25 protein-coding genes are annotated in these 26403 nt (G+C 51.6%); 12 read left to right on the top strand and 13 right to left on the bottom strand.

The window, feature by feature from the left end; genetic code table 11:
• Window positions 1-72: 72 nt before the first annotated feature.
• A complete protein-coding gene (gene mlc, locus WC7_RS14245) occupies window positions 73-1293 on the bottom strand; it encodes a sugar metabolism global transcriptional regulator Mlc (RefSeq protein WP_016153045.1) in 1221 nt (406 codons plus the stop codon).
• Window positions 1294-1411: 118 nt separating this feature from the next.
• On the bottom strand, window positions 1412-2320 hold the full coding sequence (locus tag WC7_RS14250; RefSeq protein WP_016153044.1) for a LysR family transcriptional regulator: 909 nt from the start codon (window positions 2318-2320) through the stop codon (window positions 1412-1414).
• A 107-nt stretch (window positions 2321-2427) separates the two neighbouring features.
• On the opposite strand from WC7_RS14250, the gene WC7_RS14255 reads away from it, so the two are divergent.
• Window positions 2428-3681 carry an MFS transporter gene (locus WC7_RS14255; RefSeq protein WP_016153043.1) on the top strand — a complete coding sequence of 418 codons (1254 nt, stop codon included), beginning with the start codon at window positions 2428-2430 and terminating at the stop codon, window positions 3679-3681.
• A gap of 33 nt (window positions 3682-3714) precedes the next feature.
• On the opposite strand, the gene WC7_RS14260 is transcribed toward WC7_RS14255, so the two are convergent.
• The 3 genes from WC7_RS14260 to WC7_RS14270 form a co-directional block, all read right to left on the bottom strand.
• The gene (locus WC7_RS14260) at window positions 3715-4401 is read right to left on the bottom strand and encodes a CPBP family intramembrane glutamic endopeptidase (protein WP_016153042.1); all 687 of its coding nucleotides are present in this window, start codon (window positions 4399-4401) and stop codon (window positions 3715-3717) included.
• A 152-nt stretch (window positions 4402-4553) separates the two neighbouring features.
• Window positions 4554-6044: a sensor histidine kinase gene (locus WC7_RS14265; protein WP_016153041.1), complete on the bottom strand. Its 1491-nt coding sequence runs from the start codon at window positions 6042-6044 to the stop codon at window positions 4554-4556.
• Complete coding sequence (locus WC7_RS14270; RefSeq protein ID WP_016153040.1) at window positions 6041-6763, bottom strand: response regulator transcription factor; 723 nt, start codon at window positions 6761-6763, stop codon at window positions 6041-6043. The genes WC7_RS14265 and WC7_RS14270 overlap by 4 nt, the downstream gene beginning before the upstream one ends.
• Before the next feature lie 189 nt (window positions 6764-6952).
• On the opposite strand from WC7_RS14270, the gene msrP reads away from it, so the two are divergent.
• From msrP to WC7_RS14295, 5 genes are all read left to right on the top strand, one after another.
• A complete protein-coding gene (msrP, locus tag WC7_RS14275; RefSeq protein ID WP_016153039.1) occupies window positions 6953-7957 on the top strand; it encodes a protein-methionine-sulfoxide reductase catalytic subunit MsrP in 1005 nt (334 codons plus the stop codon).
• A complete protein-coding gene (gene msrQ / locus WC7_RS14280) occupies window positions 7958-8584 on the top strand; it encodes a protein-methionine-sulfoxide reductase heme-binding subunit MsrQ (RefSeq protein WP_016153038.1) in 627 nt (208 codons plus the stop codon). It begins immediately after the preceding gene.
• Between the two features lie 46 nt (window positions 8585-8630).
• Entirely contained in the window at window positions 8631-10118 is a 1488-nt protein-coding gene (locus tag WC7_RS14285) for a carboxypeptidase M32 (RefSeq protein WP_016153037.1), read from the top strand.
• Between the two features lie 137 nt (window positions 10119-10255).
• On the top strand, window positions 10256-10651 hold the full coding sequence (gene asr, locus WC7_RS14290) for an acid resistance repetitive basic protein Asr (RefSeq protein ID WP_003028934.1): 396 nt from the start codon (window positions 10256-10258) through the stop codon (window positions 10649-10651).
• Window positions 10652-10921: 270 nt separating this feature from the next.
• Window positions 10922-11743, top strand: coding sequence for a trypsin-like serine peptidase (locus WC7_RS14295; RefSeq protein WP_016153036.1), 822 nt, complete (start codon window positions 10922-10924; stop codon window positions 11741-11743).
• Window positions 11744-11777: 34 nt separating this feature from the next.
• Here the strand turns inward: WC7_RS14295 and mdtI are convergent, their stop codons facing one another.
• A complete protein-coding gene (gene mdtI / locus WC7_RS14300) occupies window positions 11778-12107 on the bottom strand; it encodes a multidrug/spermidine efflux SMR transporter subunit MdtI (RefSeq protein ID WP_016153035.1) in 330 nt (109 codons plus the stop codon).
• On the bottom strand, window positions 12094-12459 hold the full coding sequence (mdtJ, locus tag WC7_RS14305) for a multidrug/spermidine efflux SMR transporter subunit MdtJ (protein ID WP_161623250.1): 366 nt from the start codon (window positions 12457-12459) through the stop codon (window positions 12094-12096). The genes mdtI and mdtJ overlap by 14 nt, the downstream gene beginning before the upstream one ends.
• 416 nt (window positions 12460-12875) lie before the next feature.
• Here mdtJ and WC7_RS14310 point away from each other — a divergent pair, with 416 nt between their 5' ends.
• On the top strand, window positions 12876-13910 hold the full coding sequence (locus WC7_RS14310) for an AI-2E family transporter (protein ID WP_016153033.1): 1035 nt from the start codon (window positions 12876-12878) through the stop codon (window positions 13908-13910).
• Window positions 13911-13935: 25 nt separating this feature from the next.
• Here the strand turns inward: WC7_RS14310 and WC7_RS14315 are convergent, their stop codons facing one another.
• The 3 genes from WC7_RS14315 to pntA all read right to left on the bottom strand — a co-directional run bounded on the left by WC7_RS14315 (window position 13936) and on the right by pntA (window position 18220).
• A complete protein-coding gene (locus WC7_RS14315) occupies window positions 13936-15132 on the bottom strand; it encodes a multidrug effflux MFS transporter (protein ID WP_016153032.1) in 1197 nt (398 codons plus the stop codon).
• Between the two features lie 159 nt (window positions 15133-15291).
• Window positions 15292-16680 carry a Re/Si-specific NAD(P)(+) transhydrogenase subunit beta gene (pntB, locus tag WC7_RS14320; protein ID WP_016153031.1) on the bottom strand — a complete coding sequence of 463 codons (1389 nt, stop codon included), beginning with the start codon at window positions 16678-16680 and terminating at the stop codon, window positions 15292-15294.
• Window positions 16681-16690: 10 nt separating this feature from the next.
• Window positions 16691-18220, bottom strand: a complete 1530-nt coding sequence (gene pntA / locus WC7_RS14325) for a Re/Si-specific NAD(P)(+) transhydrogenase subunit alpha (protein WP_029139532.1) — start codon at window positions 18218-18220, stop codon at window positions 16691-16693.
• Window positions 18221-18745: 525 nt separating this feature from the next.
• On the opposite strand from pntA, the gene ydgH reads away from it, so the two are divergent.
• The 3 genes from ydgH to folM all read left to right on the top strand — a co-directional run bounded on the left by ydgH (window position 18746) and on the right by folM (window position 22076).
• Window positions 18746-19690 (top strand): DUF1471 family protein YdgH, encoded by a 945-nt coding sequence (gene ydgH, locus WC7_RS14330; RefSeq protein ID WP_016153029.1) that lies wholly within the window; start codon window positions 18746-18748, stop codon window positions 19688-19690.
• Between the two features lie 244 nt (window positions 19691-19934).
• Window positions 19935-21317 carry an amino acid permease gene (locus WC7_RS14335; RefSeq protein WP_016153028.1) on the top strand — a complete coding sequence of 461 codons (1383 nt, stop codon included), beginning with the start codon at window positions 19935-19937 and terminating at the stop codon, window positions 21315-21317.
• Window positions 21318-21353: 36 nt separating this feature from the next.
• Window positions 21354-22076, top strand: coding sequence for a dihydromonapterin reductase (gene folM, locus WC7_RS14340; protein ID WP_016153027.1), 723 nt, complete (start codon window positions 21354-21356; stop codon window positions 22074-22076).
• Here the strand turns inward: folM and WC7_RS14345 are convergent.
• Complete coding sequence (locus tag WC7_RS14345) at window positions 22073-22408, bottom strand: GlpM family protein (protein WP_016153026.1); 336 nt, start codon at window positions 22406-22408, stop codon at window positions 22073-22075. The two genes, folM and WC7_RS14345, sit on opposite strands and share 4 nt — an antisense overlap.
• 117 nt (window positions 22409-22525) lie before the next feature.
• On the opposite strand from WC7_RS14345, the gene rstA reads away from it, so the two are divergent.
• The gene (gene rstA / locus WC7_RS14350; RefSeq protein ID WP_016153025.1) at window positions 22526-23269 is read left to right on the top strand and encodes a two-component system response regulator RstA; all 744 of its coding nucleotides are present in this window, start codon (window positions 22526-22528) and stop codon (window positions 23267-23269) included.
• A 148-nt stretch (window positions 23270-23417) separates the two neighbouring features.
• Here rstA and WC7_RS14355 read toward each other — a convergent pair whose 3' ends face one another.
• Entirely contained in the window at window positions 23418-24446 is a 1029-nt protein-coding gene (locus WC7_RS14355) for a HoxN/HupN/NixA family nickel/cobalt transporter (RefSeq protein ID WP_016153024.1), read from the bottom strand.
• A 120-nt stretch (window positions 24447-24566) separates the two neighbouring features.
• Window positions 24567-25406 (bottom strand): aminoglycoside phosphotransferase family protein, encoded by an 840-nt coding sequence (locus tag WC7_RS14360; RefSeq protein ID WP_016153023.1) that lies wholly within the window; start codon window positions 25404-25406, stop codon window positions 24567-24569.
• A gap of 192 nt (window positions 25407-25598) precedes the next feature.
• Between WC7_RS14360 and WC7_RS14365 the strand changes: the two genes are divergently transcribed.
• On the top strand, window positions 25599-26390 hold the full coding sequence (locus tag WC7_RS14365; RefSeq protein ID WP_016153022.1) for an MBL fold metallo-hydrolase: 792 nt from the start codon (window positions 25599-25601) through the stop codon (window positions 26388-26390).
• The last annotated feature ends 13 nt before the right edge of the window (window positions 26391-26403 follow it).

The following is a 26403-nucleotide window of genomic DNA, read 5'->3' as shown; positions in this document are numbered from 1 at the left end:
GAGAAAGTCTAAGGTATGACGACGAGAATCGGCTTGAGATAGCGCAATTTTTCGTACAACAGTTAAAAAATGTTAACCCTGTAATAGACGAATCAACAAAGAACCGTTATACATCGCGTCCTTCACGAGCGCCGCCCCTGCCATCGTCCCTTGATTGGTGAACTGCGTACTTTCGACGACAATATGCTGACTGTAGGCCGGGAGCGCTTGCTGACGAATGCTGTCAGCAATAGTGGGAAACAAAATATCCGCCGCTTTACTGAGCGGAGAACCAATCAATATCTTTTGCGGGTTGAACAAATTCACCATGATGGCAAGAATCCGTCCGACATGGGTCCCGACGCCGCTAATGATATCTTTCGCCAATAAATCCCCCTGCATCGCCGCCAGACACAGCGCGTCTACCGTTAACGGTTGCCCGTGTAGAGAAGAACTCATTGACTGCTTCAAGCGTACCTGTGCCAGTTCGAGAACGCTGTCGACGCTGGCGATCGTTTCCAGGCAACCATGGTTGCCGCAATAACAGCGTTTGCCGTAGGGGTCCACCTGGGTATGACCAATTTCCACCAGGCTACTGCTGCCGGCATGCAGTAGATGACCGTCGGTGATTACTCCGGCCCCCACGTTATGATCGATCACCACCTGAATGACGTCGCGCGCGCCGCGCGATGCGCCAAAAAGCGCCTCGGCCATAGTCCAGGCGCTGATATCGTGCTGAATATAGACCGGCACGCCGGTATGATTTTCAAGCGCTTCACCCAGCGGCATCTCTTTGACATCGTCGTAGAATGGCATGCGATGAACGATACCGTTTTCAGTATCAATAATGCCGGGTAAGGTAATGGCGATGGAGGTTAAGCGCTCCAGCTTTTGCTGGTGGCGGATGAAAAACTGATCGACCTGGGTAATAACGCGTTCCAGCAATGGTGTTTCACTGACCAGCGCCATTTCAAGACAATCTTCAACCACCAGTTTGCTGCTCAGATCGCGCAGCGCCAGAAAGATCTCGCCGCGACTGATACGAATGGATAAATAGTGCCAGGCTTCCGTTTCCACAACCAGCCCAACGGCCGGACGTCCACGGCTGCCCGCTTCCTTGATTTCCAACTCTTGCACCAGGTGCGCTTCGAGCATTTCGCGGACAATTTTAGTAATACTAGCAGGCGCCAATTGTGCCAGGCGAGAGAGATCAATACGCGATACCGGACCCAGCTGATCAATCAGGCGATAAACCGCGCCCGCATTGGTCTGCTTAATTTGATCGATATGCCCAGGCTGACTATCAGCAACCACCACTTACTCCCTTTATTTTCGCGCTCCGAAATAATCTGCGGGCTATGGTGAAGCACTTCAATGGCTTCCGTCAACTTTTTACTTAGCCTTGTGATTTACTGCACATTTTCGCCCATTTTTAAACTAAATTAATCGCCTGAACGGCCGCCAGCAGTTGCTCGCGAAAGCGTTGCGCGGCGTGACTTTGCTCATGATGTTTTGGCCACACTAGCCACATTTCCGAAACGGCATCTTCTTCCGCTATCGGGATCCAACACATTTCATACAATTGCACCCGTTTAAAGGAAGCGGGAAGAATGGAAACGCCTAACCCTGCGGCCACCAGCCCGATGATAGTCATCGCCTCACCAACCTCCTGAGTGATAGTCGGCTTCAGTCCATAGCGACGCATGAGGCCAAGAATATCGTCATACAACCCAGTCCCCACATGCGGATCAAAAAAGACAAATGGCTCATTGGCCAACTCCGCCAATGTGACCACGGGCTTTTGCGCCAACGGATGCGCGCGCGGGATCATCGCCATCAGCGGCTCATGCAGAATGATTTCACGCTCCAGCGTTTCCGGAAGCTGCGTGTTGCGCAGAAGTCCCAAATCCAGCGTTCCTTCATTGAGCGGAGCAATTTGCTCGCGCGTGTTCATTTCACGGGTTTGCATATGTACAGCGGGGTAGCTCTGGCGAAAGAGGGATAACGTATCTGAAACCGCTTTGATAAACGGTGCAGATGACGTAAAGCCGATACGCAATTCCCCCGCTTCTCCCAGATGCAGACGCTCAGCCCTGGCAGCGGCCTCATTAACCAGCCCCAGGATCTGACGACTGTCTGCCAGAAACTGCTTTCCGGCTGAGGTCAGCGCCACGCTGCGGTTAGTGCGCGCCAGAAGTCGGGCGCCGACCTGCTGCTCGAGGATCTGGATTTGCTGGCTCAGCGGCGGTTGCGAAATATTCAGCCGTGCCGCCGCCCGGCCAAAATGCAATTCTTCGGCAACCGCTACAAAGTAACGTAAATGACGCAGCTCGATATTCATATTTTTAAGATATCATTTGAGATTATTAATATATTAGACAGAATAATGCGATTTTCATACTCTTAAAGCTAGTCATGTAGAGGTAATTGATTGAGCAAGGATTTCAAGTGAGCCGTACAACCACTGTCGATACCGCGCCGACAAGCGATGTTGATGAACAGAGAGTTACCCCGCCGGATAGTTTTATCAAACGCGGAACATCCCCATTTATGCGCGTCACGCTGGCGCTGTTTTCTGCCGGGCTGGCGACATTTGCTCTCCTCTATTGCGTGCAACCCATACTGCCAGTGCTCTCGCACGAGTTTGGGGTCTCTCCCGCCAGCAGCAGTATTTCGCTTTCCATCTCAACGGCGATGCTCGCGATCGGTTTACTGTTTACTGGTCCACTTTCCGATGCGATAGGCCGCAAGCCGGTGATGGTTACCGCCCTGCTGCTCGCATCCTGTTGTACGTTGCTTTCGACGATGATGACCAGTTGGCACGGTATTTTAATCATGCGTGCGCTGATAGGTCTTTCGCTCAGCGGCGTGGCGGCAGTGGGAATGACCTATCTGAGCGAGGAAATACATCCCAGCTTCGTCGCCTTCTCAATGGGCTTATATATCAGCGGTAACTCGATTGGTGGTATGAGTGGCCGTTTGATAAGCGGCGTGTTTACCGACTTTTTTAACTGGCGTATCGCGCTGGCGGCGATCGGTTGTTTTGCCCTCGCCTCCGCGCTGATGTTCTGGAAAATCTTGCCGGAATCTCGTCATTTCAGACCAACGTCGCTGCGACCGAAAACGCTGTTTATCAACTTTCGTTTGCACTGGCGCGACAGAGGGTTGCCGCTGCTGTTTGCGGAAGGTTTTTTACTGATGGGGTCGTTTGTCACGCTGTTTAATTACATCGGCTACCGTCTGATGCTCTCGCCGTGGGAACTCAGCCAGGCGGTTGTCGGTCTGTTGTCCGTGGCCTATCTGACCGGGACCTGGAGCTCACCGAAAGCGGGGTCGATGACCACCCGCTATGGACGTGGTCCGGTAATGCTCTTTTCAACCGGCGTGATGCTAGTTGGACTGTTGATGACCCTGTTCACGTCGCTGTGGCTGATCTTCGCCGGGATGCTGCTCTTTTCAGCCGGGTTCTTTGCCGCGCACTCTGTGGCAAGCAGTTGGATTGGACCACGGGCAAAACGCGCTAAAGGCCAGGCATCTTCCCTGTATCTGTTCAGCTATTATCTGGGTTCCAGTATTGCCGGTACGCTGGGTGGCGTATTCTGGCACAGCTACGGCTGGAACGGCGTGGGCGGATTTATCGCCCTGATGCTGGTGCTGGCGTTGCTGGTCGGTGCACGTCTGCACCATCGTCTGCACGTATAATCCACGATGCCCGGGTTCCGGGCATCGCCTTCATCAACCAGGCTGTAACGTCTGAGCACCCATTTGCAGGGCAATAACCGTCCCGTTCATCGCTATATGCAGCATAACCGGCATCAGCAGGCCATTGCTTTTCAGTCTGGCGATGATCAAAACCTGCGACACAAGAAACAGCATCAGCAACGTGCGCAGATCCACATACTGGGTATGCATGATGGCAAAAATGACCGATACCACCACCGACGACAGCCAGGTTTTATTATTGAACCAATACTGGAATGCGTTGAATAAACAGCCCCTGAAAACAATTTCTTCATACACTGGCGCAATAAATATCAGGGTCAGAGTGGATAACCACAGCGCGTAGCTGTTTAGGGATATCTGGCTGGTCACCCACGCTTCGGTTTGTCTGAGGCCCAGAAACCATGGCAGGATAAGCTGAATAAACAGCAGCGCCACGAACAAAATGGCAAACCACCTGGCGTTGAAAATTCCCTTTCCCAGCCCCTCTCTTTTTCTGAAGAAGAAGTAATACAGCGGGACCAGCACAACAAATTCCAGCGCAAACAGCAGCGGAAAAAGTAGCCCTTTGGCAAGCAGAACCTGGCTGGCGGGGAAAAGCAACGGAATAAACGTGAGGCCAAACATCAGCAAAAACATGGTAAAACAGCCAGCAACCGCTTTGGTCCTGACGATATACAGGTTGTCGGCATCCTGTGACATACGATCTCCTTGCGCTTATCAAAGATAACTTGATGAATTATCAATATATGATAAAAATTCTCATTATCACTGGCAACCTACCAACTTTTACGCAATGCCCACGGTTTACAACGCGTAGAGCGTTACAGACTCTTTTCAGCGGAACATTCTCATCAGCTACTCAGTGGGGAATCCGCCAGCGGCAACGAAAAACGGAAACAGGCCCCTGCCGTTGAATTAATCAGGCGGATATCTCCCCCATGCAGTTCGAGCATTCTGCGCACGATCAGTAAGCCCAGACCACCACGCTCAGCCCGCTGCTCACGGGGTAGTAACGCCGTCGGGCGCTGAAATAATACTTCGCGAACAGCCTCTTCGACGCCAGGCCCGCTGTCCTGCACTTCTGCTAACAAGCGGTCTTCATCACGCCAGACTTTTAGCCACACTTCGCCCCCGTCAGGCGTATGACGGATAGCGTTATCCAGCAAATTAGTGACGATTCTTTCCATCATCGATAAATCGGCATTCACCAGCGGTAACGGACCAATTACGTCAAGGTGCAACTGCAAATGACGCGTGGCAACGGGTAGATCAAATTTCTGTGCCACATCCTGGATCAGCTCGCCAATAGCAAAACGTTCACGCTGTGGTTTTATGCCGCCATGCTCAAGTCTCGCCAGCTCAAAAAGCTGTTGTGACAGATGGCGAACCTTATGCCCCTGGCGCAGTGCAATGCTTAGATAATGCCGGTTTTCCTCCGGCGTCATCGTATCGGCTTTCAGCGACAGCATTTCCAGATACCCCAGCAGTGAAGTGAGCGGCGTACGTAAATCGTGCGAAATATTGGCGATAAACTCTCTGCGCTGACGATCGCTGTCAGCTAATAAATCCCATTGGTGGGCAATTTTCTGTGCTAACTCAATAAATGCATTGTTCAGCAACGCAATTTCATTCGCCGGAGTTAAATCGGGCTTTTTCTGCGCCAGCTGCTTGATGACGCTAATGCTGTCCTGCTCCAGATTAACCACCTGACCTGTCAGCCTTTTCACCGGATTCGTCACCCATCTCCACACCAGGTACCCCGCGATTGCACCGGCTAATAAAACCAGTATTAACGTCCCGGTCACGGTGTTCCAAAGCGTTTTTTGCCAGGCGGTATTCGCCAGCATATTGAGATCTTCGCCCTGGAGAATAATGTACAAATAGCCATGCAGCTTGCCGTTAAATAAAACTGGCGCAGCGCTGAATACCTTTTGCTGGCTGCTGCGCGGATCATTGCCATAAACGGGCAGCTCGTCCGAATTAAGGAAAACCTGGATCGGCTGTACGCTAATGTTCTGGCGCTGAATATGCCCAGGCGGAGCAGCATCAGCAAGTATCTCGCCTGACGGTGAAACCAGATACAGCTCCACGCTTGGGTTTAGCGTCATCAGGTGATTGAACAGTCCTTTTAAGGTCTGCCGATTAACCTGACCGCTGGCATCAATAAGCGACTCACTTTTGACAATTTTGCTTGCCAATTCCAGCGAGAGCCTTTGCACCATGGCGTCGCCATACTGTTTACTGCTGCGGATCTGGACAACGCTGACCGCAACCGCGCAAATCAACATTATAGAGGTAAAGACCAGGGTCAGACGCTGGCTCAGCGACAATCGATAAATCATGGTTGATGCTCCGCGTTAACCGCAGCAAGCTTATAGCCTCGTCCCCACACGGTAAGAATAATTTCCGGCTCCGCAGCATCTTTTTCAATTTTGGTGCGCAGGCGATTAATATGACTGTTCACCGTATGCTCATATCCTTCGTGCTGGTAGCCCCACACCTGGTCTAACAACGCCTGACGCGAAAAGACCTCCCCGGGATGGCGGGCGAAAAAATAGAGCAGATCGAATTCACGCGGCGTTAAATCGAGGGATTTACCCTGCAGGCGGACTTCCCGGGCTAATGGATCAATCTCCACACCATGGACGGTGATAATCCCCGCCTCCATACGCAGGTTCTGACTCATCGCCTCCTGACGGCGAAACAACGCCTTCACCCGGGCCATCAATTCCAGCACCGAGAAAGGTTTGGCTAAATAATCATCGGCGCCCATTTCCAGCCCCAGTACGCGGTGAGTTTCACTGGTGCGAGCGCTGATAATAATGACAGGTAGATAGAAGCTCATTTGCCGAATGCGACGACATATCTCCAGACCGTCCACGCCCGGCAGCATCAAATCGAGGATAACGGCATCCCATACGTGCTTCTCCAGTAGCTCGACCGCTCGTGCCCCATCAGCCTCATGAATAATTTCGTACCCCTCATCCTTCAGGCTAAGTTGCAAAAGTGAGGCAATATCGCTGTCATCTTCCACCAAAAATATCTTTTTTGCGCCTGCCATCAGTGTCATCCCCCTCTCGTCATGCTGAAAGCTTACCTCAGGCAAGGGGCGGAAGTTATCACAAAATTTTTAACTTTTCGTGAGGATCCAGGGATACGCATGCGTCCAGTATGACGTTATAGATAGGTCAGGCATCAACAGGGAAACGTCGATTTGTTTTCCTTAACATGAAAATAAAAAGGAAAAGTTATGCAGAAAAAACATCCACTTCGGGAAGCTGATGTTACCGCCGAGTCCGTTTTTTTTATGCAACGACGACAGATCCTCAAAGCTCTTGGGATAGGTGCGGCGGCGGCTTCGTTCTCTTCCCCGACACAGGCCAGTCTGCTGAATTGGTTTAAAGGCAACGATCGTCCGTCTGCACCGGCGGGCAAACCGCTCGAGTTCACAAAACCCGAGATCTGGCAAAACAATCTCCCCTTGACGCCGGAAGACAAGGTCACGGGCTACAACAATTTCTACGAATTTGGTCTGGATAAAGCCGATCCTGCCGCGAATGCCGGTAGCCTGAAAACCGATCCCTGGACGTTAACCATCAGCGGTGAAGTGAACAAACCTTTAACGTTGGATCATGATGCGCTGACGACTCGTTTTCCATTAGAAGAGCGTATTTACCGGATGCGTTGCGTTGAGGCGTGGTCGATGGTTGTACCGTGGGTCGGCTTTCCTTTGCATAAATTATTGGCGCTGGTTGAACCCACCAGCCACGCCAAATACGTCGCCTTTGAAACACGCTACGCGCCTGATGAAATGCCCGGCCAGAAAGATCGCTTCATTGATGGCGGGTTGAAGTATCCCTATGTTGAAGGTTTACGTCTGGACGAGGCCATGCACCCGCTTACCCTTCTGACCGTGGGCGTTTATGGCAAAGCGTTGCCGCCGCAAAACGGAGCGCCAATACGCCTGACCGTACCCTGGAAGTACGGCTTCAAGGGAATTAAATCGATAGTCAGTATTAAGCTGACGCGTGAACAGCCGCCGACGACCTGGAATATGTCGGCACCTAACGAATACGGTTTTTACGCCAACGTCAATCCGCAAGTCGATCACCCCCGCTGGTCTCAGGCCACAGAGCGTTTTATCGGTTCGGGTGGCATTCTCGATGTTCAGCGACAGCCCACGTTGCCTTTTAATGGTTATGCCGATGAGGTGGCTTCTTTATATCAGGGCATGGATCTACGGGAGTATTTTTAAGTGAGGTTAACCGCAAAACAGATAACCGGCCTGAAAGTACTGCTGCATCTCGCCGGTTTTTTACCCCTGCTATGGCTCTTCTGGGCCGCACAGCGTGGTGAGTTGGGGGCCGACCCGGGTAAAGATATCCAACACTTTACGGGCATCACCGCGCTGAAGTTTCTGCTTGCTACCCTGCTGGTGTCACCGCTTGCCCGCTACGCAAAGCAGCCGTTGTTGTATCGCACCCGTCGATTATTAGGGTTATGGTGTTTTGCATGGGCCACGCTGCATATGACCAGCTATGCGCTGCTGGAGTTGGGTATACAAAATCTGGGATTATTGGGACGTGAATTGGTTTCACGCCCATGGCTAACGTTGGGCATGACTGGTTGGATAATCTTATTCCTGCTGACGCTGACCTCCACGCAAGCCGCGCAACGTAAAATGGGCAAACGCTGGCAAACATTGCACAACTACGTCTACCTGGCGGCCGTTTTGCTTCCGCTGCATTATCTGTGGTCGGTAAAAGTGTTATCACCGTTCCCCATTATTTATGCCCTCTGTTTTCTCGTGCTACTGGCTTTTCGCTATAAAAAGCTGTTACGCAAAGTCGGGTACAAAGGTGTGTTTATGAAAAGTGAATGAATCACGGTAAACTTCTCACCACACCTAAACAGAACGAGAACAAAAAATGAGTAACAATGATAATTACCATCAGCTCACCCGCACGTTCCAGCGGCTCTCTCGCTTCTCCCACCTCTCGGCAATCGCCAGTTGGGACATGTTTACCATGATGCCATCTGGCGGCAGCAAAGCTCGCGGCGAAGCACTGGCCGAGCTGAGCGTGCTTGAGCACCAGTTGTTAACCGACCCGAAGGTGGCAACGTGGATCGCCGCAGCCCAACAGGAAGACCTTAACGATGTTGAGCAAGCCAACCTGCGCGAAATGTCGCGACTGCATCATCAGGCATCCTTACTACCTGAATCGTTGGTAGAAGCGAAATCACTCGCGGGTAGCCGCTGCGAGCATGCCTGGCGCAGCCAGCGACCAGCGAATGACTGGGAGGGATTTTCCGAAAACCTGAAAGAGGTCGTGAAGCACAGTCGTGAAGAAGCCCGGCTGCGTGCGGAAGCCACAGGCTGTTCGCCTTATGACGCGCTACTGGACATATTCGAACCAGGGATGACCAGTGCCCAATTGGATGTCCTGTTTGCAGACGTTAAAAGCTGGTTACCGGATCTGCTCAACAAGGTGGTGGTAAAGCAGTCTCAGCAGTCGCTCATCGCCCCGGTTGGTCCTTTCCCAACCGCAATCCAGCGAGAGTTGGGTCTTGAAACGATGGCGCAGTTGGGATTCGATTTTACGGCTGGTCGACTGGATATCAGTGCGCACCCCTTCTGTGGTGGCGTACCTGAAGATGTGCGTATCACCACCCGCTATGATGAAAACGAATTACTTAGCGCACTGTTTGGCGTGATCCATGAAACCGGTCACGCCCGCTATGAGCAAAATCTGCCGCACAGTTGGTCAGGGCAACCTATCGCCCTGGCACGCTCAACCGCTATTCATGAGTCCCAGAGTCTGTTCTTTGAGATGCAACTGGGGCGCAGTAAAGCATTTCTGACGCGGTTAATTCCTGCTGTGACGCGCCACTTTGGCGATCAGGCTGCGTTTGAAGAAAGCAATTTCATCGCCTGGAACCAGCAGGTTAAACCCGGTTTTATCCGTGTTGATGCCGACGAGGTGAGCTATCCTGCTCACGTTATCCTGCGTTATGAAATCGAACGCGCGCTCATTAATGGCGATATTGAAGTGGATGATATCCCGGCATTGTGGAATGAGAAAATGCAGTCCTGGCTGGGGCTGTCAACCATCGGCAACTATCGTAATGGTTGTATGCAGGATATTCACTGGACCGATGGCGGCTTTGGCTACTTCCCTTCCTATACTTTAGGCGCCATGTATGCGGCGCAGTTATTCAGTGCCGCTAAGCGCGCATTGCCTGATTTAGAGCAGTCTATTGCGCAAGGTGAGTTTGGTGCCCTGTTTGACTGGTTACGTCAGAATATTTGGCAGCATGGCAGCCGTTTCACCACTGAACAACTTATTACCCAGGCCACCGGAGAGCCGCTCAGCAGTCGTTATTTCCGCGCTCATCTGGAAGCCCGCTATTTGTAATCTCATACCGTGAGTCATTGTACATATCGTTACAAGCCGAAACCAATGACTCACGGAAGCCCTGTGATTACAGCGATATAGTTATTTCAACGGCCCCGCAGTGGGGTTGAATGAAAAACCAAATCGAGGGTATGAGAATGAAAAAAGTATTAGCTCTGGTTGTTGCCGCTGCTATGGGTCTGTCTTCTGCTGCATTTGCTGCTGAAACAACTGCTACCACCGCTCCGGCTGCTGCTGCAACCACCAAAGCAGCTCCGGCAAAAACCACTCATCATAAAAAACAGCACAAAGCAGCGCCGCAGAAAGCGCAGGCTGCCAAGAAACACGCTAAAAAATCCACCACAAAACCGGCTGTAGAACAGAAAGCGCCAGAGCAGAAAGCTCAGGCTGCTAAAAAACACACCAAAAAAGCAGCGACCAAACCCGCTGCAGAACAAAAAGCACCAGAGCAGAAAGCTCAGGCAGCTAAAAAACACACCAAAAAAGCCGTAAAACACGACACCGCTAAACCCGCTGCTCAGCCAGCTGCATAACACATTTGTAGTTACTATGGCGTCCCCCACGCCATAGCATACGGCGCTAAATCGACCTGATTTAGCGCCGCCTTTTGGAGGGTAAAATGGTGTCACATTATCGCTTTGAGTTCATTCTTATTACCCTGATAATTTGCGCCCTCATTGCCATGCATTTTTATCTATCCTGAGTGTAGTTATCTGATTTTACTCCCACTTTCCCGCCGTCCCGTCTATAGTATTAACTGAGGGTTTGCTGTTAAAAATCATAATTCCCCACCAGAGTGTGATATGCATAAAACCATTGCTGTGTTACTGGGTTCAATTTGTTTACTTCCTGTCGTTGCGCATGCGGACCAGCCTGCAACGGCCAGCGCTGAAGCAGAAAACGTAAAAACGCTGTTTTTTGGTCATGACGATCGCATAAAAGTGACTGACCCAACGCAATCTCCTTGGGACGCTATCGGGCAACTGGAAACCGCCAGCGGTAACCTGTGTACTGCCACGCTCATTTCACCACGACTGGCACTGACTGCCGGACACTGCTTACTCACCCCCCCGAAAGGCAAGCCGGATAAAGCCGTGGCATTACGCTTCGTGTCGAAAAAGGGTGTCTGGCGCTACGAGATCCACGGCATTGAAGGACGGGTAGATCCCTCGCTCGGAAAACGTTTAAAAGCCGATGGCGATGGCTGGATTGTGCCGCCTTCCGCGGCCCCGTGGGATTTCGGTCTGGTGGTGCTGCGTTACCCACCTTCTGGCATCACACCGCTGCCATTATTTGAAGGTGATAAAGCGGCATTAACCGCGGCGCTGAAAACCGCAGATCGTAAAGTTACGCAGTCGGGCTACCCGGAAGATCATCTCGATGATTTGTACACGCATCAGGATTGCGTGGTGACCGGTTGGGCGCAGAATACCGTCTTGTCGCACCAGTGCGACACACTCCCGGGCGACAGCGGTTCACCATTGATGTTGAAGACAGATACTGGCTGGCAGTTGATTGGCGTACAAAGCTCCGCTCCGGCGGCGAAAGATCGCTGGCGGGCCGATAATCGCGCCATATCCGTGACCGGTTTTCGCGATAAGCTGGATGAGTTGGCGAAGGAATAACCTATGCTGCCCGTAGTAACGGGCAGCACAGAGATCAGGCAAGTTTAATCATTACCATTCCGGCAAGCAGCAGCGCCAAACCGATCCAGCCTTTATGATTCAGGCGCTGACCAAACAATACCCAACCTGCCGCTAACGTCGCGGCAATCCCGAAGCCGCCCCACAAGGCGTAGGCAACAGAAAGGTCGATACCTTTTACCGCCTGGGACAGCGCGCTAAAGGCCGCTAACACGGCTGCCAGCGACAGCACGCCATAAGTCTTGCGGCGAAACCCATCTGAAAATTTCAAAAAGACGTTAGCGACGATTTCGAGCACAATGGCTATGCCAAGCCATGCGCCGTGAACCCACTCAAACTGCTGCATGGCTCACCTCTCTGCCCGCCTTTGTCGGTTTTCGTGTACCGGATTTAATCAGTACAATACCTAACACCAGCGAGACCAGTCCAGCCACCTTCATCGTGGACAAGGTTTCGTCAAATAACAGCACGCTGAACAGCGTAATAAATAAAATACCGATACCTTCCCATAAGGCATAGGCCACACCAAGGGCAATTTTTTTAACGGCAAAACTGAGAAAAATATACGATAAGGCAATCATTACCAGCATTAAAATAAAGCCCGAATTACCATGACCGACACTTGCCCATTTCATTGACAGCGTACCAGTAATTTCAGCCGCGATGGCCAGGCCTAATAATATCCAGTAAAACATAATGCTTCTCCTGCTTGAGAATATAGTCCTTTGGGCCTACTGCATGCAGTAAACCAAAAAATAAAATTAGTTAGCTCAGCGCACAGCGCCAGCTCAGGCAGAAGAAGGGACTAAAGCGCGTTGCGCCAGTGTTGCTCACCCGCAAGCAAGAAAGTGGAGGAGGTACGAAGAAGTGAAGGTAAACGCAAAAACATCCTGAACATATTGTCCATAATATTACAATTATCCGCAGTGTTGCTTCTCATCATCGCGGATGATAATTGTCCTCGGTAGTTAAACACAGATGATTTGTACCATAGCTTCAATGCGAACTCAAAGTCTTTTCACTTCTTTACCTGCCCCATTTGATTTTTGTTATAACGGCTCGACGCAAATCACATTATTATTCAGATTCAAAAATGAAAAATGCAGGAATACACATGGCGAAACCGATCATCACGCTTAACGGCCTAAAAATAGTCATTATGCTGGGCATGCTGGTTATCATCCTGAGCGGCATCCGCGTTGCCGCAGATATCATCGTCCCATTTATTCTGGCGTTATTTATTGCCGTCGTGCTTAACCCCGTGGTGCAGCGGATGGTCAAACTTCACATACCGCGCGTAATAGCGGTATCATTGCTCATTGTTATTATTGTGATGCTAATGGTGTTGCTATTAGCGTATTTAGGTACATCCTTAAATGAGCTTGCGCGAACGCTGCCGCAGTATCGCTCTTCACTGGTTATCCCACTCAAAAACCTTGAGCCGTGGTTACAGCGCGCAGGGATCGGCGTTTCCGTGGATGAACTCGTCAAATATATCGACCCGAACGCGGCAATGACGCTGGTGACCAATTTACTGGCGCAGTTGTCTAATGCCATGTCATCGATATTTTTACTGCTGTTGACGGTGGTTTTTATGCTGCTGGAAGTACCGCAGTTACCCAACAAACTCAAACAAATGATGAGTCGTCCCATTGAGGGAATGGCGGCGATTCAACGCGCCATCGACAGCGTATCCCACTATCTGGTGCTCAAAACGGCGATCAGCATTGTGACCGGGCTGGTAGCCTGGGGCATGCTCGCCGCACTCGACGTGCGTTTCGCCTTTGTCTGGGGACTGCTGGCGTTTGCGCTCAACTATATTCCTAATATCGGTTCGGTGCTGGCCGCCATTCCCCCTATTGCTCAGGTGCTGGTATTTAGCGGCCTTTATGACGCCCTGGTGGTTTTCGCAGGTTATCTGGTCATTAACCTGGTGTTCGGAAATATCCTCGAACCGCGGATCATGGGACGTGGACTTGGGTTGTCTACGCTGGTGGTGTTTCTGTCGTTAATCTTCTGGGGCTGGTTACTGGGGCCTGTCGGGATGCTGCTTTCTGTGCCGCTGACCATCATCGTGAAAATCGCGCTTGAGCAAACCAACGGTGGTCAAAGCATTGCCGTGTTGCTGAGCGATCTCAATAAAGAGTGAATTCGCCCCGCCATTGCGGGCATTTTTATCGTTTAGCCCGTAGCGCCAGAACGGCGCTACACAACGTAAATAACGCAATTATCCAGGCCATAGTCCATGGTGTTCCGTCGCTGAAGGCGGCCAGCAGCAATGACGAGATAATGCCGCTACCGTATTGTAACGCGCCAATCAGCGCGGAGGCTGAACCGGCGATGCTCGGTACCGCGTCCAGCGCAGCAGCGGTTGAAGTAGCAGCAATAATGCCATTCATTGAGAAAAACAGAAAAACGGTGATGATAATGGCTTCAACGCCACCAGACTCCAGCTTAACCAGCACTGCAAGCGCCACTGCAGCCAGCGCCGCCAGCATCGTCGCATACTTTAGCAGTTGCTCCAGAGAATGCCGTTGCACCAGACGACGGTTTAGTACGCTCATGACCATGACTCCGACAATATTGAGCGCAAACAGCCAGCCGTATTGCTGTGGTTCAACATGGTAATAGCTAATATAAACAAACGGCGAACCGGTAATAAACGCATACGCGGCAACGTAATAACACGTCAGGCTCAGGGTGTAGCGCATAAAACGTCCATTGGTGAGTAACGAACGGTAATTACGAAATGCGCCAGCTAAAGAAGCTTTCACCCGTTTCTCTTCCGGCAATGTTTCCGGCAGCCAGTTTAAGGAGATAAACATCAGCGCCCCTATCACCGCCAGCAGCCAAAAAACAGAGTGCCAGGTGCTCAGGCGAATAATTTGTCCGCCAATCAACGGTCCTGCTATTGGCGCAATCGCCATGACCAGCACCAGAGTTGAAAGCATGTGCGCCGCGCGAGTACGTGCAAAGAGATCGCGGATCATCGCCCGCGCCAGCATAGGTCCGGTACAGGCTCCAAGCGCCTGAAAAACTCGCCAGAAAACAATTTGCGTAATACTCGTGGACATCGCACATCCTGCGGAGCCGATGATAAAAAGCACCATGCCAATTAACAGCGGTTTACGCCGTCCCAGATGATCGCTTATCGGCCCCCAAATCAATTGCGCAATGGCGAAACCTACCAAAAAACCGGTGATCGTCAGTTCTACATTGCCATGTAAATCCTCTGCCATTGTCGGCATTGCCGGAAGATAAATGTCGGTGGAAAGCGAGGCAAAGGCCATCAGGCCACTGAGGATCAGAATAAAAGTAAGACCAGTCTGGCTTGCTATAGCCGCCGACGAGGCATGTTTACGTGTACGCATAGCGCCCTGTTATGTTCTAAAAAGTCAGGAAGCAGTATATACACGGCGTTTTACGGTGATTAGACGGTTAAAACCGTATGGGTTTATGAGTGGTAATCATGAATAGCGGAGTATTAAAAAAACGGCCTCCGCAGAGGCCGTCTTGGTTTACGCTGACGATTACAGCGCTTTCAGGATCGCATCCACGCTGGCTTTGGCATCGCCAAACAGCATATGGGTGTTTTCTTTAAAGAACAGCGGGTTCTGCACGCCAGCATAGCCGGTGTTCATAGAGCGTTTGAACACGATAACGTTCTGCGCTTTCCATACTTCCAGCACCGGCATACCGGCGATTGGGCTACGCGGATCGTCCTGCGCCGCCGGGTTTACCGTATCGTTGGCGCCAATCACCAGCACGGTATCGGTATCGGCGAAATCATCATTGATTTCATCCATTTCCAGCACGATGTCATAGGGTACTTTGGCTTCCGCCAGCAGCACGTTCATATGACCTGGCAAGCGCCCTGCTACCGGGTGAATACCGAAACGTACCTTGATGCCGCGCGCGCGCAGTTTCTCGGTGATTTCAGCGACCGGATATTGCGCCTGTGCTACAGCCATGCCATAGCCCGGGGTGATTATCACGGAGTGCGAGTTCTTCAGCATTTCTGCCGTGTCTTCCGCATTAATCTCACGATGCTCACCGACTTCTTCATCAGACCCCGTAGAAGAACCGTCAGAACCAAAGCCACCGGCAATCACGCTGATAAACGAACGGTTCATCGCCTTACACATGATGTAAGACAGGATCGCACCGGAAGAACCGACCAGCGCACCGGTGACGATCAGCAGATCGTTGCTGAGCATAAAGCCCGCCGCCGCCGCCGCCCATCCTGAATAGGAGTTAAGCATTGAAACGACGACCGGCATATCCGCACCGCCGATGGACGCCACCAGATGCCAGCCAAAGGCTAACGCAATAATGGTCATCACCAACAGCGCCAGAACCTGCAGACCCACGCTTTCGGTACGAACAAACACCACCAGCAGCAGGAAAGAAACAACCAGCGCCGCCAGGTTCATTTTGTGACGATTCGGCAGCATCAGCGGTTTAGAAGAGATCTTACCGCGCAGTTTGCCAAACGCCACCACGGAACCGGTAAAGGTCACCGCACCGATGAAGATACCAAGGAACACTTCCGTCAGGTGAATGTTCACCAGAATCGGTTCCAGGCCCGTGTCGTGATACAGGTAGCTGTTGAAACCCACCAGTACCGCCGCCAGACCGACGAAGCTGTGCAGAATCGCCACCAGCTCCGGCATCTCGGTCATCTCGACTTTCTTCGCCAGACGAATACCAATCGCGCCGCCGATGATCATCGCCACCAGGATCCACGCAACGTTGCCGGTCTCCGGGCCAAAAATCGTGGCAATCAGCGCAATCGCCATCCCGGCGATACCGTAGTTGTTACCCTGTTGAGAGGTTTCGTGTTTCGAAAGCCCCGCCAGGCTGAAAATAAACAGGATCGCGGCAACAATGTATGCAGCTGTAACTAATCCTCCAGACATATGTTACCCCTTAGTTTTTCCGGAACATTTTCAGCATGCGCTGAGTCACGGTGAAGCCACCGAAAATATTAATGCTGGCAATAAGCACCGCGATAAAGCTCAGGAAACTCACCCAGCCACCCTGGCCAATTTGCAATAACGCCCCGACAACGATGATCCCGGAGATAGCGTTTGTCACGGACATCAGCGGAGTGTGTAGCGCGTGCGACACATTCCAGACCACGTAGTAACCCACTACACAGGAAAGCGCGAACACCGTAAAGTGACCCAGGAACTCTTTCGGCGCGACATCAGCAAGCCAGCCAAACAGTATGACGACCAGTGCCATCAACGCATATTTGCGCCACGGTGAGGCCGGTTTTTTCTCTTCTTTCGGCGCGGGCGCGGCTTTTGGCGCAGCCTGCGGCTGAGCAGAAACCTGGATAGGCGGCGCAGGCCAGGTGATTTCACCCTCGCGAACCACCGTAACGCCACGTACGACTACGTCGTCAAAATCGACGGTGATATTGCCGTCTTTCTCTTTGCACAACAGCTTGAGCAGGTTAACGAGGTTCGTGCCATAAAGCTGGGAAGACTGCGTCGGCAGTCGGCCTGGCAGATCGGTATAACCAATAACCTTCACCCCGTTCTCGGTGGTGGTCACCTGGTTAGGCACGGTGTATTCGCAGTTACCGCCGTTTTGCGCGGCGAGATCGACAATCACGCTGCCCGCCTTCATCGAATCGACCATTTCGCGGGTGATCAGTTTCGGTGCCGGTTTGCCCGGAATCAACGCGGTGGTAACGATAATATCAACGTCTTTCGCCTGCGCGGCGAAGAGCGCCATTTCGGCTTTGATGAACGCTTCGGACATCACCTTGGCGTAACCGTCGCCGCTGCCGGCCTCTTCTTTAAAGTCCAGTTCGAGGAATTCAGCGCCCATACTCTGAACTTGCTCTTTCACTTCCGGACGGGTGTCAAAAGCACGAACGATAGCGCCCAGGCTGTTTGCCGCACCGATAGCTGCCAGACCAGCAACACCCGCACCAATCACCATGACCTTGGCAGGTGGAACCTTGCCCGCGGCGGTGATCTGGCCGGTGAAGAAGCGGCCAAATTCATGAGCGGCTTCAACAATGGCCCGATACCCGGCGATATTCGCCATCGAGCTTAAGGCATCAAGCGACTGCGCTCGCGAAATACGCGGCACGGAGTCCATCGCCATAACCGTCACGTTGCGCTCTGCCAGCTTCTGCAACAGCTCAGGGTTTTGCGCGGGCCAAAGAAAACTCACCAGCGTCGTGCCCGGGTTGAGCAACGGGATTTCCGCCTCTTCCGGCGCGTTGACCTTCAGGATGATCTCTGACTGCCAGACGGCATTTCCGTCAACAATTTCTGCGCCTGCTTGTACAAACGCCTTATCGTCAAAACTTGCCAGTTGACCTGCACCGCTTTCAACCGCGACGCTGAAACCCAACTTAAGCAGCTGCTCAACCGTCTTCGGCGTAGCTGCGACGCGGGTTTCATTGGTTAACCGTTCTCTTGGTATGCCAATTCGCATAATGTTCCCTTCCATCTGTATTTGTGATGATGGTTTATCAATGTTCGCACGAGGCATGCGCGCACTCTCGAAAGAGGTCAGTGTTACCCCAATAAAATAAAACAGTAACAAACTCTGTATAACCTACTGAAAATGACGCCTGTGATCTAGCGCCAAAAAACAGTATTTATTATGAAATTCGCGAAATAGAGATGAATCGGACCGCTGGCAGATAAAACACCCTAAAAATAGCCCACAAAGGCCGATAATTCGCTCAAGCGAAGCGGCAAAACATGATTACGTGCCTGCCAAAAACAATTGATTAACATTAAATTAACTTATGAAATTCAATTGCTTTATCAGTTTTGGTCGCCAAACGCCGAAATTTTCGACATATCACAAAATGTTATCTGTGTTGTTACGTCACGTGGCACGATGAGTGAAAAATGACGCAGACACTGACACAATTTAAATGCAATAATCAGCGACGTTTCTAGTCAATAACAATACCAGTACCTGGTTTGCGCAAGGCGAAGGATTATTTTTATGAAGCTTAAGAACACTCTCCTGGCGTCCGCACTTATTTCTGCGACTGCTTTTTCTGTAAATGCAGCGACAGAATTGACGCCGGAGCAAGCGGCTGCCCTGAAACCCTATGACCGCATTGTGGTTACCGGTCGTTTTAATGCTATCGGTGACGCGGTGACCGCCGTATCACGCCGTGCAGATAAAGACGGTGCAGCCTCCTTTTATGTTGTTGATACCTCAGATTTTGGCAGCGGCGGTAACTGGCGCGTTGTAGCCGACATCTATAAAGCCGATGCTGAAAAAGCGGAAGTGTCCAAAAACCGTGTCATTAACGGCGTGATGGAATTACCGAAAGATCAGGCCGTTCTGATAGAACCATTCGATACCGTTACGGTGCAGGGTTTCTACCGCAGCCAGCCTGAAGTGAACGATGCCATCACCAAAGCAGCGAAAGAGAAAGGCGCTTACTCCTTCTACATCGTGCGCCAGGTCGATGCCAACCAGGGCGGCAACCAGCGTATTACCGCATTCATCTATAAAGCTGATGCGAAAAAACGCGTAGTACAAAGCCCTGATGCGATCCCAGCAGATTCAGATGCCGGACGTGCCGCATTAGCTGCCGGTGGCGAAGCCGCGAAGAAAGTTGAGATCCCAGGCGTTGCGACTACCGCGTCTCCGAGCGCTGAAGTCGGTCGTTTCTTCGAAACGCAATCCACCAAAGGTGGGCGTTACACTGTCACGCTACCGGATGGAACCAAAGTTGAAGAACTGAACAAAGCAACCGCCGCTATGATGGTGCCGTTCGACAGCATTAAGTTCACCGGTAACTATGGCAACATGACTGAAATCTCTTACCAGGTTGCCAAACGCGCAGCGAAGAAAGGCGCTAAGTATTATCACATCACCCGCCAGTGGTCTGAACGTGGTAATAACATGACCATCAGCGCTGACCTGTATAAGTAATACTCAGTACCTTATCAGGTCTACAGCCTTGTAGACCTGATAATTTCCCGCCATCCTCCCCTCGGGCGAAACAAAAACAGCAGTATTAAGACTACTTTTCACACTATTAGTCACAAATCTCTCTATCCCCATTGCATGCGTTCTCTTCTCTCCGTAAAATCCCGCGCCTTAGTGGCTTTCACCATTTTTATGCGGTTTGCCAAAATAATTATTCTCTCACTCTCGTTTTTGTCACTGGATACAAATGGAAAAGAAATTGGGTCTGAGCGCACTCACCGCGCTGGTTTTAAGCTCAATGCTCGGCGCTGGTGTTTTCAGCCTGCCACAAAATATGGCGGCGGTAGCAAGCCCGGCTGCATTACTGATTGGTTGGGCGATTACCGGTGCGGGTATCCTTTTGCTCGCCTTTGCCATGCTGATTCTGACGCGTATCCGTCCTGAACTGGATGGCGGCATATTTACCTATGCACGTGAAGGTTTCGGTGAGCTGATTGGCTTTTGCTCCGCGTGGGGATACTGGCTGTGTGCTGTTATCGCTAACGTTTCGTATCTGGTGATTGTTTTCTCTGCGCTCAGCTTCTTTACCGACACGCCGGAGTTACGTCTGTTTGGCGACGGTAATACCTGGCAGTCGATTGTTGGCGCATCGGTGCTGTTGTGGGTGGTCCATTTTTTGGTGCTGCGTGGTGTGCAAACGGCAGCCAGTATTAACCTGGTGGCGACGCTGGCGAAATTACTGCCGCTTGGTCTGTTTATCGTGCTGGCGTTTATGCTGTTTAAGCTCGACACCTTTACCCTTGATTTTACCGGCGTAGCGTTGGGCGTTCCCGTCTGGGAGCAGGTAAAAAACACCATGCTCATCACCCTGTGGGTTTTCATCGGTGTGGAAGGCGCGGTGGTGGTTTCAGCTCGTGCCAGAAACAAACGCGATGTCGGACGCGCTACGCTGCTGGCGGTACTCGCCGCGCTGGGCGTTTACCTGCTTGTCACCCTGCTGTCTCTGGGCGTTGTCGCGCGTCCCGAACTGGCGGAGATCCGCAACCCGTCAATGGCCGGTCTGATGGTGAAAATGATGGGGCCATGGGGTGAAATTATTATTGCCGCAGGCCTGATTGTCTCCGTGTGCGGCGCTTATTTAAGCTGGACGATTATGGCGGCGGAAGTGCCGTTCCTCGCCTCCACGCACAAAGCGTTTCCACGCATTTTTGCGCGGCAGAACGCGCAAGGCGCGCCATCGGCGTCGCTGTGGCTAACCAATATCTGCGTACAGATTTGCCTGGTGCTGATCTGGCTCACAGGTTCCGACTACAATACGTTATTAACCATCGCCTCAGAAATGATTCTAGTGCCCTATTTACTGGTCGGCGCATTTCTGCTGAAAATTGCCACTCGTCCAATTCATAAGGCTGTCGGTATCGGAGCGAGTATTTATGGCATATGGTTATTGTATGCGTCAGGTCCGATGCACCTGCTGCTGTCTGTGGTGCTGTATGCGCCAGGGCTGCTGGTCTTCCTTTATGCCCGTAAAACACACGCGCATGAAAACGTATTAAAACGCCAGGAAATGGCGCTGATCGGCCTGCTGCTAGTTGCTGCTGTTCCGGCGACCTGGATGTTGATGGGGTAACATTGTCCCCATCGTTCGCGACACATGGAGATTACGATGGGTAAAAAACCCCCTTTGCCAATTCTTATCACCGGAGGAGGTCGACGTATCGGCCTCGCCGTCGCATGGCACTTTATTAATCAAAAACAGCCAGTTATCGTCAGCTACCGCACGCATTATCCGACTATTGATGGCCTGCGAGATGCGGGCGCGCTGTGTATCCAGGCTGATTTTTCCACCGATGAAGGCGTACTGGCCTTTGCGGATGAGGTCAAAGCACAGACGGATGGCCTGCGCGGTATTGTGCATAATGCCAGTGCCTGGCTTGCAGAAAAGCCCGGTGCGCCGTTAACCGAAGTGCTGTCAACCATGATGCAGATTCACGTCAATACCCCCTACCTGCTCAACCACGCGCTGGAAGGTTTGCTGCGCGGGCATGGACACGCGGCCAGCGATATTATCCATTTTACAGATTATGTTGTGGAGCGTGGCAGCGATAAGCACATCGCTTATGCAGCCAGCAAAGCGGCGCTGGACAACATGACCCGCTCGTTCGCGCGCAAACTGGCACCAGAAGTGAAAGTGAACGCGATTGCCCCCTCGCTAATCCTGTTTAACGAGGGTGACGATGCAGAGTATCGTCAGCAGGCATTGAACAAATCACTGATGAAAACAGCGCCGGGTGAAAAAGAGGTCATTGATTTAATTGACTATCTGTTGACCAGCTGTTTTGTCACCGGGCGTAGTTTTGCCCTTGATGGCGGGCGTCATCTGCGTTAGTGCAATTTAATCCAACAAAAAATAAGCAACCATGCGCTCAGGCCCCAGCACACCACTGAACCGCCGAGCGCAACGGGTAAGCGCATAAATCCGGTGAAATACCACAGCGAAACGAGGTAGACAAAATAGGGAATAATCGACCACATGCTGAAGACAATGGTTGTACGCAATGCTTCGATCCCACGTTCACTGGCCACGATATAGTGGGCAATCAACGCAAAGGTCGGGAACAACGGAATTAATCCGGCAATATAGTAGTTCTTTGTTTTCGCCAGCACACCAATTAACACCACCACCAGCGCACCGAGCGCCGCTTTTATAACGAGTCCCATCACTCTGCCTTAACACATCAATAACATCAGCCCCTAGCATAACGGAAGCGTTCTTGTTTAGAAAAGATTAATGGAAGGAAAAACCGGGGCGGTGTATGTTGGCGTTTTATATTCAAAATGAATGATATGAACACCATCGTATTTGTTGAAGATGATCCCGAAGTTGGCTCGCTGATTGCGGCCTATCTGGCCCGTCATGATATTGAGGTTATCGTTGAGCCTCGAGGCGATTTGGCTGAGGAGAAAATCCTGCAAGTTCAACCCGATCTGGTGTTATTAGATATCATGCTGCCGGGCAAAGATGGGATGACTATCTGCCGCGATTTGCGTGGACGCTGGCAGGGTCCTATTGTCCTGCTCACCTCGCTGGACAGCGATATGAACCATATTCTGGCTCTGGAAATGGGTGCCTGTGACTATATTCTGAAGACAACGCCGCCAGCTGTGCTGCTTGCTCGCCTGCGTCTGCATCTGCGCCAGAATGAACACTCAGTCCAGTCTAAAGGCATTCAGGCGGCAACCATCACGCCGCACACGACGCTGCGCTTTGGCACACTCACTATCGACCCAACCAATCGTTCCGTGCTGCTCGGCGGCGAGCAAGTCTCACTCTCCACCGCAGATTTTGAATTACTGTGGGAGCTGGCAACCCATGCCGGGCAAATTATGGACCGCGATGCGCTGCTGAAGAACCTGCGCGGCGTAAGTTATGACGGCATGGATCGCAGCGTTGATGTCGCGATTTCCCGGTTACGCAAAAAACTGCTCGATAACGCGACTGAACCCTATCGAATCAAAACGGTGCGCAACAAAGGTTATCTGTTCGCACCGCACGCCTGGGACGATGAACCTCAAATGTAATCCCTCCGGGACGACCATTATACGTTACACCGTCACTTTTAATATCATCCAGATTTGGGTGATGAAGATGGTGAGTATCATCACCGCGAATTAGTCAGCCCTCAAGTAAGATCCAAGCCTTCCCTTTCACGGAAGGCTTTCTTTTGTGTTAACTAAACGTCAGCCCGTCGTATTTTTTCCAACGGTAATTTACTGCAGAAATAATCCAGCAGCCGATAAAGACGCCAATAATCGCAAACCCGACATTCCCCATATGGTCACTCAACTCGCTGACGGTATCCCACAAACCTCCCTGGAGCGAAAATGCGTCAGAGAGAAGCCCCAGCGCCTCCAGCCCGCCAATAAATAGCGCAACAATTACCGAGGTCCCGGTGATGGTCATATTGTAATAGAGCTTGCGCTGCGGCTTATTGAATGCCCATCCGTAGGCTTCAACCATCAGGATACTGTCAAGGCAGTCAATCAGCGCCATGCCGCAGGTAAACAGCGCCGGGAACACGAGAATTGACCACACCGACATGCCACTGGACGCACTTGAAGCAGAAATTCCGAGCAGAGAAATTTCAGTAGCGGTATCAAAACCCAGGCCAAACAAAAAGCCGACAAAATACATATGCCAGTCTTTGCCTACCAGCCGAAACGCCGAGCGGAAAAGCCAGTTCAGCGGGCCTGAAACTGTCATTTCCTCTGTGGTGCCATCGTAAGTACCGGTGCGTTTTAGATGACGAAAAGCCTTCCAGACATGACAGAATATAACGAGATTAATGGTAGCCAGAATCAGCAGAAATACGGCAGAGACCGTGGTACCTATCAGACCGCCGACATTCTGAAACCATGCCATGTGTTGCTTAAACACGCTGGTGGTCAACGCAATGCCAATGCTTGCCAGTACCACAATGGTGGAATGCCCCAGAGAAAACCAGGCTCCCGTCGTCAGGGCGCGTTTTTTCTGCTGCATGAGTTTACGCGTAGCGCTATCTATCGCGGCGATATGATCGGCATCAACAGCATGGCGCAAACCATAGCACCACGCGATCAGACTAAGCGCCAGTAACGACGTGTTGTTGCTAAACGCGGTGAAAGCCCACAGCCACGCCACGATGTTTGCCCCGATGAGTAAGACCATCAACAAAATAATGTTCGGGCGTTTTTTTAATAATAAAAACAATGCGTTCATTGCTCACAGCCTGTCAAATTTGCGCTAAAAAACACACTACACCGCCGTTCACTGATTGATTAATAAAACATTTACCAGGCTAATGATAACTCTAAAGAATTACCAGCCCAGTGTCGTAGATCAAAATTGATTACCCCCAAAAGCGAGTTCCGCGCTCGCTAACTCTGCGATGCGCAGGGGTATCGTGGCGCAGTCTCCTTCTTGCAGAAACCAGGCAGACGACAACCCACACCAGGCAATAATCCACATCAGCAAACGCTGCCGTTCAATCCTCGCGATTTCAGACACAATCTTTACCCGTTGTGTGAATCTTTCTGGCTCAATGGCGACAGGTTTGGTGGGGTCGGCAAGTTCGGGATTAGTAAAAATATTGGCGTAATCAAAGCCACGCTCGCCCACCAGCCCTTTAGGATCGATAGCCAGCCAACCTTTCGTTCCGAAATCAAGAATATTGCCGTGGTGTAAGTCACCGTGCAATACGACTTCATTCTGGGGAGAGGAGAGCAATACGTTTGCCACCTCTGCACAATGCGTCAGGATGCCGCCATGCTTTTTCGCGGCAGGAGCCAGATCGCGAAACCAATAAAGCAGCGGTGTTAACGCAGGCGTTGACGCATTCCGGGGGAGATGGAGTCGACTGGCTGCATGGCAAATAATGCGACAGGCCTGCGCATCATTGCCGGACCAGGACATGTCCGCTAAAGACCCCGCCCCGGTTGCACGTTCTAACAGAATCGCCCCTGCTGCATGAGCAAGCACTTTCGCAGCACCATTCCCGTTCCACCAGACCATTAGTTTGCAGCCGTTTCGTTCACTGTCATCATCGGTGAGTTTGAGTATGGCTTTCTGACCATCTTTGGTCACCACGGGCAAAAGCTGTGATGTGTGCGTCTCAAGCGGTTGGCCATCAGGAGTAAGTCCCCAACGGCTGAGCCAGGAGTTGAACAGACTATTTTCCAAACATTATCCTCATTTTTTTCGCCGGAAATGACCCTCGACAGGGACGGTGTAGACATTATTCCTGCTTTCTGCTGGTTGGGCCACAACGACCCACGCCCACCATTCCTGGCTTATCGTGTAGAGCACTAAAGGGCACACCCTTGCGTATCGGTGTGCCATGCTGACTGTGTTTTTTCAATAGAGGAAGACACGATGATCACGTTATGCAAAGCCTGTGGAACATCCTATGAGGTGGCAGACGCCCTTCCTGAACATTGCGATATCTGCCAGGACGAACGTCAGTATGTCCCCGCGACCGGGCAGGAATGGGTCGATTTTTCCGCACTTTGTGCTTCGCACACAAATAAGTGGCGGCAACATGACAGCACCCTCCTCAGCATCCGCACCGTTCCTGGTTTTGCAATTGATCAACGGGCGTTTATTCTGCGTACTCCAGAAGGCAATATTTTATGGGACTGCATTGCCACGCTCGACGACGCCACAAAAATGCTTATAACGTCCCTGGGCGGGCTTAAGGCCATCGCGATTTCGCATCCTCATTACTACACCACCATGCAAGACTGGGCTGACGAATTTAACGCTCCCATTTATCTCCATGCCAACGACCGCAAGTGGGTAATGCGCGACAGCCCGTGGATTAAATTTTGGGATGGCGACACCCTGGAACTAACACGCGACGTCAGTGTGATACGCCTCGGCGGACACTTTGCTGGCGGCTGCGTTCTGCACTGGGCGCGAGATGAAGGCGTGGTGCTTTCCGGCGATATCGTTCAGGTCACCCCTGGGGCGCATGCCGTCTCCTTTATGTGGAGCTACCCCAATATGTTGCCACTGCCAGCCGCAACGGTCAGCGACATTACCCACCGCCTGAGTACGGTGAAATTTAAGCAACTCTATGGCGCGTTTGAAGGGAAAGACATAACGAAAAATGCCGATGACATCGTGCAGCGCTCAGGTGAAAAGTACGTTTCCTGTCTCAAGTAAGCAGGCTGCCTGT

The organism is Citrobacter sp. KTE151 (assembly GCF_000398845.1).
GTDB classification, from domain to species: Bacteria; Pseudomonadota; Gammaproteobacteria; order Enterobacterales; family Enterobacteriaceae; genus Citrobacter; species Citrobacter braakii.
This window is presented reverse-complemented; position numbering and strand designations above follow the sequence as displayed.

What these genes read in the sequence shown, in the direction of transcription:
- WC7_RS14250 (WP_016153044.1), bottom strand. Translation starts at nt 2,320, where the DNA reads ATGAATATCGAGCTGCGTCATTTACGTTACTTTGTAGCGGTTGCCGAA.
- WC7_RS14260 (WP_016153042.1), bottom strand. Translation starts at nt 4,401, where the DNA reads ATGTCACAGGATGCCGACAACCTGTATATCGTCAGGACCAAAGCGGTT.
- WC7_RS14265 (WP_016153041.1), bottom strand. Translation starts at nt 6,044, where the DNA reads ATGATTTATCGATTGTCGCTGAGCCAGCGTCTGACCCTGGTCTTTACC.
- WC7_RS14270 (WP_016153040.1), bottom strand. Translation starts at nt 6,763, where the DNA reads ATGGCAGGCGCAAAAAAGATATTTTTGGTGGAAGATGACAGCGATATT.
- msrP (WP_016153039.1), top strand. Translation starts at nt 6,953, where the DNA reads ATGCAGAAAAAACATCCACTTCGGGAAGCTGATGTTACCGCCGAGTCC.
- WC7_RS14285 (WP_016153037.1), top strand. Translation starts at nt 8,631, where the DNA reads ATGAGTAACAATGATAATTACCATCAGCTCACCCGCACGTTCCAGCGG.
- asr (WP_003028934.1), top strand. Translation starts at nt 10,256, where the DNA reads ATGAAAAAAGTATTAGCTCTGGTTGTTGCCGCTGCTATGGGTCTGTCT.
- WC7_RS14295 (WP_016153036.1), top strand. Translation starts at nt 10,922, where the DNA reads ATGCATAAAACCATTGCTGTGTTACTGGGTTCAATTTGTTTACTTCCT.
- mdtI (WP_016153035.1), bottom strand. Translation starts at nt 12,107, where the DNA reads ATGCAGCAGTTTGAGTGGGTTCACGGCGCATGGCTTGGCATAGCCATT.
- WC7_RS14310 (WP_016153033.1), top strand. Translation starts at nt 12,876, where the DNA reads ATGGCGAAACCGATCATCACGCTTAACGGCCTAAAAATAGTCATTATG.
- WC7_RS14315 (WP_016153032.1), bottom strand. Translation starts at nt 15,132, where the DNA reads ATGCGTACACGTAAACATGCCTCGTCGGCGGCTATAGCAAGCCAGACT.
- pntB (WP_016153031.1), bottom strand. Translation starts at nt 16,680, where the DNA reads ATGTCTGGAGGATTAGTTACAGCTGCATACATTGTTGCCGCGATCCTG.
- pntA (WP_029139532.1), bottom strand. Translation starts at nt 18,220, where the DNA reads ATGCGAATTGGCATACCAAGAGAACGGTTAACCAATGAAACCCGCGTC.
- ydgH (WP_016153029.1), top strand. Translation starts at nt 18,746, where the DNA reads ATGAAGCTTAAGAACACTCTCCTGGCGTCCGCACTTATTTCTGCGACT.
- WC7_RS14335 (WP_016153028.1), top strand. Translation starts at nt 19,935, where the DNA reads ATGGAAAAGAAATTGGGTCTGAGCGCACTCACCGCGCTGGTTTTAAGC.
- folM (WP_016153027.1), top strand. Translation starts at nt 21,354, where the DNA reads ATGGGTAAAAAACCCCCTTTGCCAATTCTTATCACCGGAGGAGGTCGA.
- WC7_RS14345 (WP_016153026.1), bottom strand. Translation starts at nt 22,408, where the DNA reads ATGGGACTCGTTATAAAAGCGGCGCTCGGTGCGCTGGTGGTGGTGTTA.
- rstA (WP_016153025.1), top strand. Translation starts at nt 22,526, where the DNA reads ATGAATGATATGAACACCATCGTATTTGTTGAAGATGATCCCGAAGTT.
- WC7_RS14355 (WP_016153024.1), bottom strand. Translation starts at nt 24,446, where the DNA reads ATGAACGCATTGTTTTTATTATTAAAAAAACGCCCGAACATTATTTTG.
- WC7_RS14365 (WP_016153022.1), top strand. Translation starts at nt 25,599, where the DNA reads ATGATCACGTTATGCAAAGCCTGTGGAACATCCTATGAGGTGGCAGAC.